Source organism: Bacillus sp. AC266, from assembly GCF_979253805.1.
Genome location: NZ_CEEDEC010000001.1, coordinates 1,269,532 through 1,282,440 on the forward strand (window position 1 = coordinate 1,269,532; position 12,909 = coordinate 1,282,440).

A 12,909-nucleotide genomic window follows, 5' to 3' on the forward strand; every position below is an offset into this window, starting at 1 on the left:
GCATTCCTTTCTTATCAAACGTTATTCTCTCAACATTTCTTCATTCCTTTTTACAATAAGCGTTTTGAATATTTCTCAATAAAGCTTTCTCTTTACAAAAAAACTGCGTATAAAAGGTCTCTTTAATAACCTTTTATACGCAGCTTCTTTGTTTAAAACTCGATGATGTACTCATCATCATATTTATCATATTGCAAACCCGCTCCTATTTTGAATTCTGTAACTTGATCTCTTAGAAATGGTGCATCTTCTATTTTACTAGTTGCTATTTCAATCCCATATTTTTTTGTTAAATGCGCTAATTCTATTAAAAACCATTCTCTTCGTAATACGACTGGAATATCATACGTTCGTCTTTTCATATATACTAGCACCTCTTTTATTTTCATTATTGAAAAGAATATCACTTCTACTTTCGATACACTTTTTAAAACTATCGTTCATCATCAAAGGCCAATGAAACATTATAGTATATGCATGTCCGTTTTAAACGTGCTATGGCAAAAATAATATTAAAAAACTTAAAAATCCTTATTTAGTTTACATAAAAAAATTATGTAATAGTAAAAGGGGAAGGCTTGTCCCTCATCCTTTTACTATCAAAAGCTAAATTAAGAACATCTTGGTACACCTAAAGCTAAGAATAAACCTGCTACTCCTGCTGTAATTGGCACTTTCAACGTAATAACATCGTCTACTTTTGTTACTAAAAAGTAAGCATTCCCTTCTTGTAACACACAATTCACTAATAATTGAAATTCCATTCAAATCTCCTCCTTTCAATCGATATACCATAATTTATGAAATCTCTTTCAAAATGTAATAGTAGATATATCTATTTTTCCTTATATACGAAATAAATGTTTATAAGTCTATTAAAAATATTAATTTTCTAAATTAATATAAAACGTGTAATATCCAATAAATCCCTATATAATCAATAGAGAAAATCTTACAAATGGAGGTATGAAAATGGCAGTTTTGAGTAATATTGGTGCAGCTTTATTTTTTATTGCTTTTATCCTTTTAATTCTTTGCATCATCTCGTTCTTTAAGAAAAATGGTAAAGCAATACGATATGGTCGTTCTACCGTTATTCTTTTTATGATTTCAATCGTCTTAATAATAACTGGCGCAGAGACTTCTAATCACCCAATCGTTGAATTCTTTTCTATTTTAAGCTTTGTTTTATTTATTTTCTTCCTCGTACTAGCAATATTATCTGTAATTAAAAAGACAGGTGTTGCAAAAAAACAATTTATCATTACAGCTATTTTATTTGTCATTTTTGTTGTGCTATTAGGTATTTCAGGTCCTTCTTCTGAAAAAACGACAGCAACTAATAAACAAGTCGCTTCTAATAGTGAAGAGAAAAAAGATGACGAAAAGAAAAAGGAAGTAGAAAAGAAAGAAGCGGACGAAAAAACTCGTAAACAACAAGAAGATGAAAAACGCCAAGCCGAAGAGCAAGCTCTTAAGCAAGAAGATGAAAAGCGTCTAGCTGATGAACAAGCTCGTAAACAACAAGAAGAGCAAAAACGTCTAGCTGATGAACAAGCTCGTAAACAACAAGAAGAGCAAAAACGTCTAGCTGATGAACAGGCTCGTAAACAACAAGAAGAGCAAAAACGCCAGGCTGATGAACAAGCTCGTAAACAACAAGAAGAGCAAAAACGCCAGGCTGATGAACAAGCTCGCAAACAACAAGAAGAGCAAAAACGCCAGGCTGATGAACAAGCTCGCAAACAACAAGAAGAGCAAAAAGTACAGCAAGCTCAAACACAACCAGCTGCAGGTAACAATAGTAATGTAACTTACAAAAATTGTACTGAAGTTAAAAACGCTGGAAAAGCTCCATTATATAGAGATCAACCAGGTTATAGCTCTAAACTTGATCGTGATGGCGATGGAGTTGCATGTGAAAAATAGTAGTAAAAAAGAAGCTTCTAGTAAGCTTCTTTTTTTATTATCAGAAACTATTGCGACGAATTACCCTCCCTCTCCCTTTTATAAAACTCATTTTATTATTCTCAAAAATGACACATAATAAGTGATTTAAATCACCACATTGATTTTAATTTAACGCTATTCTTAATTTAGATATTACATTTAAACTTTATGGAGGCATTCATATGAAACATACATTTACTGAAACTTCAATTATCGGTGAGATTGTTACACAATTTCCGAAAGCTAGTGACCTTTTTAAATCATATAGAATAGACTTTTGTTGTGGTGGTAATAGACCACTTATTGACGCAATTAATGAAAGAAATTTATCGGCAACAGAGGTAATTACAGAGTTAAATACACTTTATAATAATACGAAACTATTAAATGAATCTGAAATTGATTGGAAAAATGCTTCATATCGTGAATTGATTGATTATGTGATTAATAAGCATCATCGCTATTTAAATGAAGAGTTGCCACAGTTAAGTCCATATGTGACGAAAGTATTACGCGTTCATGGGGCAAGTCAGCCTCATTTAGCTCAAATTCATAAACTATTTCATGAACTTAAGATTGAATTAGAACAACATTTAATTAAAGAAGAAACGGAAGATTTCCCGTTAATTTTAGAATTCGAACAAAATCCAACTGATGAAAACTATGCAAAGTTACGTAAAGTAGTAGATGAGCTCGAAAATGAACATAACCACGCTGGCAATATTATTAAAGAACTTCGTAAGGTTACAAATGACTTTACTCCACCAGAAGGAGCTTGCGGTACTTATCGCCTTGTTTACCAGCGCCTTGAAGCCATTGAATCTGATTTATTTGAGCATATTCATTTAGAAAATAATATTTTATTTCCGCGTGCTATTACGAGAGTATAAATCAAGTGCAGGACATGAGTGTAAATACTTATGTCCTGCTTTTTCATTTTTTGAAAAATACCCACATCCCCCTCACACAAATCCTAATTTTAACAATTTGTGAATCATTGTCAACTACCCCCACTGAGATAAAACGTTTCAGTGGAGGCTTGAGTTAGAACGCTAGGTCTTTTCGTCTATCGCTAGACAGTTTGACGCTCTAGAATTCATGCCACCTTAAGGTAACACCCCAAGTAAGTTTTTGGTTGGTACTAGAAACGAACAATCGTTTCCCCACTTGCACCACCCTTTCGAAAAAGAGCAGTTCTTCCTTGAGGAAGAAGCCACCACTCAGATGAATCCGGCGTGTGCTACAAGCCCCGACAAGTCGAGTACACATGGATGGTTGACACACCCACTAAGCTATGCGCGAAGCAAAAGCCCTACGTTTTTGCACTTTTAATAGAATCGGCGTTTTCACTTTGAGATTGTCATCCAATTGTACAATTTTTGATTTTTCCAATGTATTCAATGCACCATTAATATCAGCATGGATACATGTTCCTGCTTTACTTTGGTACAGACCACGAGTGATTCGTTTGCCACTAAAGCGATAATGCGTCCTATCATCCTTATCCCAAACTGGAACCCTATCTTTATCAAGAAAACTAGCTTTTGAAGTATAGCTTTCTTCTTGTTTTAAAAATCGGATGCCTTCTTTTATACATTTATTCTCAATTGCTGCAATCAGTTTATGAAATGGGATTTGAACAAATTTTTGATTATTCTTTTTTCCCATATCAGATTTTTGTTTCCAACCAGCGTTATACCCTACGACAACAGTATCTATGTTGAATGCTTTCACTTTTTCGAACAACAAGCCTACAGTTTGTGAAATGTAACCATTTATTTGTCTTTCCCGTTTATGCCAAAGTGCAGCCATTTTGTTCGTTACAACTCGTTTAGAAAGTCCATTTTCCATGTTTTTCAGTTGTAGATTACGTATCATTTTGTTGAAGTACTGGTTAATGGATTTTAATTTTTTTCCATCAATTAAAAATGCATCACCTGTATTTGTTACGCAACTTACTAATCTGTCTACACCTAAATCGCAACTCAAAGCTTTACTAATAGTCGTGGGTTGTTTCTTCATTTGAGAAACGTGCATTTCATATGTGTAATGCACCTCAAAGAACCGACCTTTTTGCTTCGGTACAATCTCAATGTAGGAGATTTTTTTATTTCTTAAGTTTTTAGGCATACGTATTTTAATGGAACCGAATTTTTTTCTGAATGCAACATTCATCGGAATCATCCAATACCCGTTATTATCAACTTTTGGAACTTGATAGATTTCAATGATTCGTTTGTCAGTGGAACGGGAATAATTCGGAAACTTAGGACGACCTGTGAAGGTTTCAGGTTTTTTCTTCCACTGTTCCATTGCTTTAAAAAAGCTCTTCACTTCTGTAAATAAGGCTCTACGAATCGCTTGAACAGAGTTTGATTGAATACCCCAGTAGTTCATATCGGTTTGCATGGCAGTGTCCACTTCTTTTACAGTAGCCATCTTGTTATTATTCAAATAACTTTGTTTAATCGTGTACAATCCAACATTTCGCAATGCTTTAGAACTATGTGACATGCGTTGCAGTAAGCGAAATTCTTTAGCTGTGAGACAAGCTCGTCCGATATTCTGTTTCTGCGTGAATCGTTGCATGGTTTCTCTTTTCTTTTGTTTACGTAATACTTTCACTGCTTTCTTTCTAGCCATTGTTTTCACCACCTTTCTTAGAGAGTCCATTAAAATTATTTCTTTCCTAAGATAGTATTTTATCTTAGGAAAGAAATAATTTTGTAACTGTTAATTACTTTTGACAAATCAATATTTGGAACGAAACGGAACAAAATGTGAACATGTTCTTCATCGTAATTACATTTGGCTCAAGTAACCGAATGATGATTATTATCCAATTTCGTTATCTTACGATATATTCCCTCCTTATCTAAGGGCGGATTATATCGCAAGACAAAAAGAAATAAATATTCGCCCTCAAAAAATTATTATGAACCAAACAAAAGTGTTTGGTCTATTGAATGATAGCAATTCATCTCCACCTGAATTGTTGGGTTTCACCCGTAACACAAATTAGATGGAGTCTTCTTGCCGAAAGGGATAAAAATGTGATAAATATCACATCTCCCTCTTTTTTAATTTTCTATAATAGAAATATAATCCTTTGTTCAACATTTCACATAAAAAGGGGAAACGAAAATGAAAAAACGTTTAGTTATGATCGGAAATGGTATGGCTGGCATACGTTGTATGGAAGAAATATTAAAACATGATAGTAATTTATATGAGATTACTATTTTCGGAGATGAACCACATCCGAACTACAACCGTATTATGCTCTCTCATGTATTACAAGGAAAAACAAATATGCAAGATATCATTATGAATCAATACAGTTGGTATGAAGAAAATGAAATAACTTTGTATACAAATGAAAGAGTTCAAAGTATTAACCGAAAAGAAAAAATTATTATTACAGAAAAAAATCGTACTATTACATACGACAAACTCATTATCGCAACAGGTTCTAGTGCTTTTATTTTACCAGTTGAAGGTTCCACCCTTCCTGGTGTAACAGGATTTCGAACAATTGAAGATACACAATTTATGATGGATACCGCTAAAGAAAAGAAAAAGGCCGTTGTCATTGGTGGTGGATTACTCGGTTTAGAAGCCGCAAGAGGTCTTATTGACTTAGGAATGGACGTACATGTTGTTCATTTAATGCCTAGCTTAATGGAGCAACAACTAGATACGAAAGCAGCTTCCCTATTGCGTGAAGATTTAGAAGCGCAAGGCATGAAGTTTCTAATGGAAAAGAAAACTGTAAAGATTCTTGGTACAGACCATGTTGAGGGCATTCAATTTGAAGATGGTGAAGTTGTAGATTGTAATTTAATCGTAATGGCTGTCGGAATACGCCCAAATACTCAAATAGCAAAAGATGCTAGTTTACTTGTAAATCGCGGCATTGTAGTCAATGACTATATGCTAACGAATGATGAATCCATTTATGCAGTTGGAGAATGTGCAGAACATGACGGTATCGCATATGGACTTGTTGCTCCTCTTTATGAACAAGGCGCAATATTAGCAAAACATATAACGAATTTACAAACTAATGGATATACGGGCAGCATCGTCGGTACACAGTTAAAAGTTGCAGGTTGTGATTTATTCTCTGCTGGTCAAATTTATGAAGATGATCAAACGAAAGCAATTTCAATCTTTGATGAATGTAAACGTTCCTATAAAAAAGTATTAATTCGTGACAATAAAGTCGTCGGTATCGTTTTATATGGTGATGCAACTGATGGTACACGCCTCTTTAGCATGTTAAAGAAAGAAGAAGATATACAAGAATATACAGCCGCTTCCCTTCTTCACAAAGCTGGTGAAGAAAGTGAACTTGACGTTGCTACAATGAGTGCGGATGACACAATTTGTGGATGTAATGGCGTTACGAAAGGTACAATCGTTCATGCCATTTTAGAACAAGAGTTAACTACTTTTGAAGAAGTTAAAGGATGCACGAAAGCCGCAGGGTCTTGTGGTAAATGTCGTCCGCTTGTGGAACAAGTTCTAGCTCATACACTCGGAGATGCTTTTGATGCTTCTGCGCAGTCTGCTGGTATGTGCGGATGTACAACTTTATCACGTGACGAAGTCGTAGCCGCCATTCACGAGAAAGGTTTAAAATCGCCAAAAGAAGTACGAAATGTACTCGGTTTTGCACATGAAGACGGCTGTTCGAAATGTCGTCCTGCTTTAAATTACTATTTACGTATGGCGATTCCGGAAGAATATGTAGATGATAAATCATCCCGTTACGTTAATGAAAGAATGAATGGTAACATCCAGCATGATGGTACATTCTCTGTTATTCCACGTATGTACGGAGGCGTTACAACCGCAGATGATTTAATGAAAATTGCTGAAGTCGCAAAAAAATATGACGTTCCTCTTGTGAAAATTACAGGTGCGAGCCGAATCGGCTTATATGGTGTTAAGAAACAAGATTTACCTAACGTATGGGCTGACTTAAATATGACTTCTGGATATGCGTACTCAAAATCGCTTCGTAATGTAAAATCATGTGTTGGTTCTCGCTTCTGTCGTTTCGGTACGAAAGATTCTTTAGGACTTGGTATGCTCCTTGAACAGTCATTAGAAATGGTAGATACACCTCATAAAATGAAAATGGGTGTAACAGGTTGTCCACGTAACTGTGCGGAAGTACTTACGAAAGATTTCGGCGTTGTGTGTGTTGAAAATGGATTCCAACTGTATATCGGTGGAAATGGTGGTACGGAAGTACGCGAGGCTGATTTTGTAATGATCGTCCCTACTGAAGACGATGTCCTTCGCATCGCTACAGCTTACATGCAATATTATCGTGAAACTGGTATTTACGGGGAGCGTACTGCCTATTGGACAGAACGATTAGGCTTCGATCATATAAAAGAAATACTACAAGATACAAGTATGGTCACGATGTTAAATGATCGTTTCCAAACAGCTCGTAGCACATATACGGAAGCTTGGGGAGAAGCACTAGAAACGAAGTCTTTAAAAGCGATGTATGAAGTAGAAACTGTGAAATAAGGAGCTGTGATCTATATGATACAAACGAAAGAAAAAATAAAAGTTATGCGTGCGGAAGACCTTCCTATTCAAATTGGTAAAGAGGTACAAATGAAAGACATGTCTATCGCCCTATTCCGCCTTTCAAATGGTGATATTCGAGCTGTAGAAAATCGGTGCCCTCATAAAAATGGACCGTTAGCGGAAGGAATTGTATCTGGGGAATTCGTCTTTTGTCCACTGCATGATTGGAAAATCTCATTGCTAACAGGTGAAGTTCAAAAACCTGATGACGGCTGTATCCAAACGTACGAAGTAGAAGTTATTGATGGTGACATTTATATAAAGTGAAACTTTAATCAGCGGGGATTGGTTCATCCCCCGCTGATTATTAGCCCTCACCAATCGGGCTTTTACGGGCAGTTGATCCCTACCTAACTACTTTGCTTTCGCTGAATTTTGAGGTAGGGGTCTTACTGCCCTGCAAATAGCGGGATAAACATGTAATTTACGAAAGGAAGCCTCCTCTGGCTTCCTTTTAAATAAAAAATGATGAGGTGCGATTATGAACGGATATGTATATTTAGTTGGTGCAGGACCAGGTGATGAAGGGCTTATTACAAAGAAAGCGATAGATTGCTTAAAGCGTGCAGATATTGTCTTATATGACCGCTTATTGAACCCTAACTTTCTTAGCTATACAAAGCCAACTTGTGAACTTATTTATTGCGGTAAAATGCCAAAGAATCATACTATGCGTCAAGAAATGATTAACGCCCACCTCCTTCAATTTGCACAAGAAGGAAAAATCGTTGTCCGCTTAAAGGGCGGAGATCCATCTATTTTTGGCCGTGTTGGTGAAGAAGCAGAAACTTTAGCAGCAGCGGACATTCCATATGAAATTGTACCAGGTATTACATCTAGCATCGCCGCTAGTAGCTATGCAGGTATCCCCCTCACCCACCGTGACTATAGTAATAGCGTTACTTTACTAACTGGGCATGCAAAAGGTCCTTTAACCGATCATGGAAAATATAATTCATCCCACAATAGCGATACAATTGCCTACTACATGGGTATAAAAAACTTACCTACAATTTGTGAAAATTTACTACAAGCAGGAAAACAAGAAAATACACCCGTAGCAGTCATTGAGTGGGGTACAACTGGAAAGCAACGCGTTGTCACAGGAACACTTTCAACCATTGTTCCTGTCGTCAAAAACGAAAATATTTCTAACCCTTCTATGACAATTGTTGGTGATGTCGTTTCCTTACGGGATCAAATCGCTTGGAAAGAACGTAAACCATTGCATGGTAAAAAAGTTTTATTTGCATCCGCAACAAATAAAACCAGTTTCATAAAGCAAAAGTTACAAGAATGCGGTGCAGAAACATATCAAATTCCAACTTTCAAAAGGGAAGAATACACGTTAACATCTGAACAAATCAATGAAATTTTTAACGTTGATCGCCTTGTATTTTGTTCAGATGAAAGTGTAGAAATCTTGATGCGATCATGTAGTAAACACCAGAAAGATATTCGTTCCTTACAGGCGAAACTGCAGTATATGAACGTTGCCACTCAAGAAAAACTTATGCAATATGGGCTACTAAGTAAACAAGCAGAGTTCTCTTCCGATACAACTGTTTATTTAGGCAGAAATATTAATCGAATTGGTTTTATTCAAGAAAAAATTGGTGCTGGGTCTTATATGATGACTCATGAGTATACAATTGATCATCGCTTCGATGAAATTCATTCTCGTATGCTTTCTGAATTCTCATGGGATAGCATTGTATTTGAAGGGCGTGCTTCAATTGATACGTTTCTAGCAGAAATAAAACGACTTGGCTTTATCGATATTCTTACTCTTCCCTTCTCGTATACCGACATTCCAACGTTACACTATGCGAATAAAGTTGGTTTTCATAATGTAGATGAGCAATTACAAGACATGATTATGAAGAAAGATTTGGTGGTACGATGAAAGGAATTGTATATGTTGGACACGGTAGTCGCCTGCGAGAAGGTAATGAACAATTCATTCACTTTATTCAATCTGTTATGAAAGAACGTAACGAAAGGAGTCAAAAAATAGCTTTTCTAGAACTAACGACACCTACCATTTCGGATGCAGTTACAGAAGCAATACTAGAGGGCGCAACTGAAATATTGATTGTACCTGTTTTATTATTTGCAGCAGCTCACTATAAACGTGATATTCCTTTTGAAATAGAGCAACTACAAAAGAAATATCCACATATAACATTTTCAGTTGTACCACCTTTTAGTACGCATCCACATATGGTTGAACTTGTAGTGAAAAGAATACGTGAAACTATGCCAAAGCAAGATAGTAGCGTTTTACTCGTAGGACGAGGCAGTAGTGATCCACAGCCGATACATGAGTTACAACAAATCGGAGCAGCGGTCGAACGAAAACTCGGTATGCCCGTATCGTGCTCCTTTTTAACGAAAGGAGCGCCCTCTTTTACTGCTGAGCTCAAGACGATAACATCGACTGCGTCCCATGTATATGTCATGCCGTACCTTCTCTTTACCGGATTGTTGCTTCAAAAAATTAAGTTGCATACAAAAAAATATGATCACGTTACGACTTGTAATTGTCTTCAATTTGATACATATATGAAGTTGGCATTATTAGAACGAATGGAGGAATGTGTGTATGTATAATATGTATCCTCTTATGTTTAATTTAGATAAAAAAGTTGTTGTTATAGTTGGTGGTGGTAAAATTGCATATCGGAAAGCGTCTGGATTAAAAGATACAGGCGCTTTTGTCACCGTTATCAGCCCAGAGATTTGCGAGGAAATGAAGGAACTTCCTTATATTACTTGGAAGCAAAAAACTTTTAGTAATGATGATATTAAAGATGCTCACCTTATTTATGCAGCTACAAATCAACATGATGTCAATATGATGGTCAAACAGGCCTCCCATGATTTCCAATGGGTTAACGTTGTAAGTGATGGCACAGAATCATCCTTTCACACACCTGGTGTCATCCGAAATGATGAATATATTGTAACGATTTCAACTTCAGGTAAGGATCCATCGTTTACAAAGCGTTTGAAGCAGGAACTAACATCTATATTTCCTAAACTTATAAAAAAGCTTTCTCGTACTCACAAATAATAATCTATTTCTTAGCTAAAATAGTAATTACCTTTGGACAAACGTTTTTTTAGAAGCGTTTGTTCTTTTTGTTTTAGTTCCTTTTTTGAATTAAGCCGCTTGATTATCAGACATGGTACAATTGTAAACGACACCCAATATATCAAAGACTGTTTTCTTCTCATATCGATGGGATTTCCGTCCATCATTTACCGCCTCAAATCTATCCGTTTTTGCACGTATATTCAAAACAAAATATATGACAAATAAATAACGACAGTTACTGTAATAATGCTGAAAAGTGTTGAAAATAAAACGATTTGTGCATGTAGTTCAGGCTCTATTTGATACTCCATAGCAATAGTTGCTGTATTTCTTGAAGTAGGAAAAGAACTTGCAATAAATAATGATTGTGCAACAATACCATCAATGTTTAGTAGGTATATCATGGCAAGTGCTAATAATGGTCCCATCAATAATCTTCCAATTAAAGCCCATGTTATGACTCGATGGAAAAAATTAAGCTTAATGTTGGATAATTGCGCTCCTAGCAATATGAGTGCTATTGCAACAAAACTATTCGCAAGCTGATTAAGAGGTAGAAAGATAGAATTAGGTATTTGAATTGTAAAAGATTGAAAGAGAACCCCTAATATGAGTGCATGAAATACAGGCAGTCTTAGAAATGATTGAATAATACTTCCGATTGTTTTTGTTGCTGATAGTAAGTTATATATCCCGTATGAATAAGTTAAAAGATTCTGGAAAATCACAATGAAAATCTGAATGGAAACCCCCACTGGATTGTGACTGAAAATCAATTGACTTACTGGTAATCCATAATTACCGGAATTCATTAACGAAATGCTATTTTTTAGAGCTGCACTTTCTCCTTTTTCTAACTTTAATGTTTTTGAAATGAAATGACTTACTATCATCACACTCAGACTGTAAAGTATTAAATAGTATATTATCTGGAGCAACAAACCTGTTTCTATACTAATATCATATATATTCACAAATACAGCCGCTGGCATCAAGCAATAAGTAATAAGTGTAGATAGCTGCTTTAAGTTAAATTGGAACTTTCTTTGTAAGATTGCACCAATTAGAATCAATATTAATATTGGTAATATCACGTCTAATATAATAAAAACAAACATTTAATACCCCATTCTAAATACATTATAGTTGGATTAAACTCTTTACTAAATATGGATACAGTTAATTCAAATGTAGCCCCTGACGCTACCCAAAATACCATTTGAAAGCATTCGTATACAGGATTTTATCGGTAGCTTGTTCATCAAATAGCTGTTGAATCAATTTGATATCTCCATACTCAAAAGGTCTTTTTGCTCTTGTAGATGGTAAATCTGTTCCAAACATAAGTGCATCTGGGTTAACTTCATAAATCGACTTTAAGGCATTCTCAACATCTAATTCGACACGACCAAAACCAGTAGCTTTCACATGTACCCCTTTATCAACTAGTTTTAATAAATATGGTAAACCTTCTTCTGATAACCCTAAATGGTCAATTGATATAGCTGGTAATTTTTCTATAGTGGATGCAATTTCGGGCAACTCTTTTGCATCCATATAAAGCTCACTATGCCATCCTACTAAATCATGAACTCTTCTAGCAAAGTAATCCAGCTTCGATAAATCTTCTGAACCACCTCTTTTAATATTAAAGCGTAATGCTTTTACCCCATTTTCATTTAAATTTAGTATTTCTTCATCCGTCACTGTAAAAGGTAATTGTGTTACGCCACAAAATGTTGAACCCAACTGTTTTAGTGCCTTTAATAAATATTCTTGATCAAACCCTTGGAAAGAACCAGATACGATCGCTCCACCAATTACATTCAAATTAGGAGTTTCATTCTGATAATCTTCTACAACAAAGTTGGGTGGAAAATACCCTTGGTTCTCAATAATCGGAAAATTAAAATCAATAATATGAAAATGTGCATCAAAAATTCTCATTTCATTTCCCTCCCCTCTCTTTTCTTTAACATATCAAATATGACTCATAAAGAAAATTATGGATTATTTATACAAATTCATAATTTTATCTTATCGACCTAAACTTTATTCTTTATTTTAAGTGTACTTTTTCACAATATCCATTAGCCTTACGAAAAAATCTGGCCCTAAAAAATATGAAGTTTTTTCTTGTTATAAATACCGTCATATGTTTTTGGAATTTCAGAATATTTAAATCCACCAATATATTTTTATACAGATTAATAGATATCCTTTAGAAAGGAGCGACTATTTATCGA

The 12,909-nt window shown here is 35.2% G+C and carries 12 protein-coding genes and 1 pseudogene; 7 read left to right on the forward strand and 6 right to left on the reverse strand.

The features are described from left to right. Positions 1 to 152: 152 nt before the first annotated feature. Together AC0IXC_RS06460 and exsG are read right to left on the reverse strand one after the other, a co-directional pair. Complete coding sequence (locus tag AC0IXC_RS06460; RefSeq protein ID WP_002085943.1) at positions 153 to 362, reverse strand: hypothetical protein; 210 nt, start codon at positions 360 to 362, stop codon at positions 153 to 155. A gap of 249 nt (positions 363 to 611) precedes the next feature. After that, on the reverse strand, positions 612 to 764 hold the full coding sequence (gene exsG, locus AC0IXC_RS06465) for an exosporium protein ExsG (protein WP_000395676.1): 153 nt from the start codon (positions 762 to 764) through the stop codon (positions 612 to 614). Between the two features lie 208 nt (positions 765 to 972). Between exsG and AC0IXC_RS06470 the strand changes: the two genes are divergently transcribed. Together AC0IXC_RS06470 and ric are read left to right on the forward strand one after the other, a co-directional pair. Beyond that, positions 973 to 1,929 (forward strand): excalibur calcium-binding domain-containing protein, encoded by a 957-nt coding sequence (locus AC0IXC_RS06470; RefSeq protein WP_326996508.1) that lies wholly within the window; start codon positions 973 to 975, stop codon positions 1,927 to 1,929. A 203-nt stretch (positions 1,930 to 2,132) separates the two neighbouring features. Continuing rightward, complete coding sequence (ric, locus tag AC0IXC_RS06475) at positions 2,133 to 2,840, forward strand: iron-sulfur cluster repair di-iron protein (RefSeq protein ID WP_107887432.1); 708 nt, start codon at positions 2,133 to 2,135, stop codon at positions 2,838 to 2,840. A gap of 397 nt (positions 2,841 to 3,237) precedes the next feature. Here ric and AC0IXC_RS06480 read toward each other — a convergent pair whose 3' ends face one another. Further along, positions 3,238 to 4,593: an RNA-guided endonuclease TnpB family protein gene (locus tag AC0IXC_RS06480; protein ID WP_471652721.1), complete on the reverse strand. Its 1,356-nt coding sequence runs from the start codon at positions 4,591 to 4,593 to the stop codon at positions 3,238 to 3,240. A gap of 71 nt (positions 4,594 to 4,664) precedes the next feature. Further along, positions 4,665 to 4,754 (reverse strand): annotated as a pseudogene (locus AC0IXC_RS06485) (transposase); the annotation flags it as partial. Positions 4,755 to 5,094: 340 nt separating this feature from the next. Between AC0IXC_RS06485 and nirB the strand changes: the two are divergent. The 5 genes from nirB to AC0IXC_RS06510 all read left to right on the forward strand — a co-directional run bounded on the left by nirB (position 5,095) and on the right by AC0IXC_RS06510 (position 10,639). After that, a complete protein-coding gene (gene nirB / locus AC0IXC_RS06490; RefSeq protein ID WP_107888427.1) occupies positions 5,095 to 7,500 on the forward strand; it encodes an NADPH-nitrite reductase large subunit in 2,406 nt (801 codons plus the stop codon). Positions 7,501 to 7,515: 15 nt separating this feature from the next. Next, on the forward strand, positions 7,516 to 7,830 hold the full coding sequence (gene nirD / locus AC0IXC_RS06495) for a nitrite reductase small subunit NirD (protein WP_002031610.1): 315 nt from the start codon (positions 7,516 to 7,518) through the stop codon (positions 7,828 to 7,830). Between the two features lie 214 nt (positions 7,831 to 8,044). Further along, positions 8,045 to 9,469, forward strand: a complete 1,425-nt coding sequence (locus AC0IXC_RS06500) for a uroporphyrin-III C-methyltransferase (protein WP_002031608.1) — start codon at positions 8,045 to 8,047, stop codon at positions 9,467 to 9,469. Continuing rightward, complete coding sequence (locus AC0IXC_RS06505) at positions 9,466 to 10,176, forward strand: sirohydrochlorin chelatase (RefSeq protein ID WP_002189425.1); 711 nt, start codon at positions 9,466 to 9,468, stop codon at positions 10,174 to 10,176. Before AC0IXC_RS06500 ends, AC0IXC_RS06505 begins: the two co-directional genes overlap by 4 nt. Next, positions 10,169 to 10,639 (forward strand): precorrin-2 dehydrogenase, encoded by a 471-nt coding sequence (locus AC0IXC_RS06510; protein WP_002189424.1) that lies wholly within the window; start codon positions 10,169 to 10,171, stop codon positions 10,637 to 10,639. Before AC0IXC_RS06505 ends, AC0IXC_RS06510 begins: the two co-directional genes overlap by 8 nt. Before the next feature lie 224 nt (positions 10,640 to 10,863). Here the strand turns inward: AC0IXC_RS06510 and AC0IXC_RS06515 are convergent, their stop codons facing one another. Together AC0IXC_RS06515 and AC0IXC_RS06520 are read right to left on the reverse strand one after the other, a co-directional pair. Next, a complete protein-coding gene (locus AC0IXC_RS06515) occupies positions 10,864 to 11,781 on the reverse strand; it encodes an AEC family transporter (protein ID WP_002031605.1) in 918 nt (305 codons plus the stop codon). An 85-nt stretch (positions 11,782 to 11,866) separates the two neighbouring features. Beyond that, positions 11,867 to 12,610, reverse strand: coding sequence for an amidohydrolase family protein (locus AC0IXC_RS06520; protein ID WP_002189422.1), 744 nt, complete (start codon positions 12,608 to 12,610; stop codon positions 11,867 to 11,869). Positions 12,611 to 12,909 lie beyond the last annotated feature (299 nt).

What these genes read in the sequence shown, in the direction of transcription:
- ric (WP_107887432.1), top strand. Translation starts at nt 2,133, where the DNA reads ATGAAACATACATTTACTGAAACTTCAATTATCGGTGAGATTGTTACA.
- AC0IXC_RS06470 (WP_326996508.1), top strand. Translation starts at nt 973, where the DNA reads ATGGCAGTTTTGAGTAATATTGGTGCAGCTTTATTTTTTATTGCTTTT.
- AC0IXC_RS06515 (WP_002031605.1), bottom strand. Translation starts at nt 11,781, where the DNA reads ATGTTTGTTTTTATTATATTAGACGTGATATTACCAATATTAATATTG.
- nirB (WP_107888427.1), top strand. Translation starts at nt 5,095, where the DNA reads ATGAAAAAACGTTTAGTTATGATCGGAAATGGTATGGCTGGCATACGT.
- AC0IXC_RS06505 (WP_002189425.1), top strand. Translation starts at nt 9,466, where the DNA reads ATGAAAGGAATTGTATATGTTGGACACGGTAGTCGCCTGCGAGAAGGT.
- nirD (WP_002031610.1), top strand. Translation starts at nt 7,516, where the DNA reads ATGATACAAACGAAAGAAAAAATAAAAGTTATGCGTGCGGAAGACCTT.
- AC0IXC_RS06500 (WP_002031608.1), top strand. Translation starts at nt 8,045, where the DNA reads ATGAACGGATATGTATATTTAGTTGGTGCAGGACCAGGTGATGAAGGG.
- AC0IXC_RS06520 (WP_002189422.1), bottom strand. Translation starts at nt 12,610, where the DNA reads ATGAGAATTTTTGATGCACATTTTCATATTATTGATTTTAATTTTCCG.
- AC0IXC_RS06460 (WP_002085943.1), bottom strand. Translation starts at nt 362, where the DNA reads ATGAAAAGACGAACGTATGATATTCCAGTCGTATTACGAAGAGAATGG.
- AC0IXC_RS06480 (WP_471652721.1), bottom strand. Translation starts at nt 4,593, where the DNA reads ATGGCTAGAAAGAAAGCAGTGAAAGTATTACGTAAACAAAAGAAAAGA.
- AC0IXC_RS06510 (WP_002189424.1), top strand. Translation starts at nt 10,169, where the DNA reads ATGTATAATATGTATCCTCTTATGTTTAATTTAGATAAAAAAGTTGTT.
- exsG (WP_000395676.1), bottom strand. Translation starts at nt 764, where the DNA reads ATGGAATTTCAATTATTAGTGAATTGTGTGTTACAAGAAGGGAATGCT.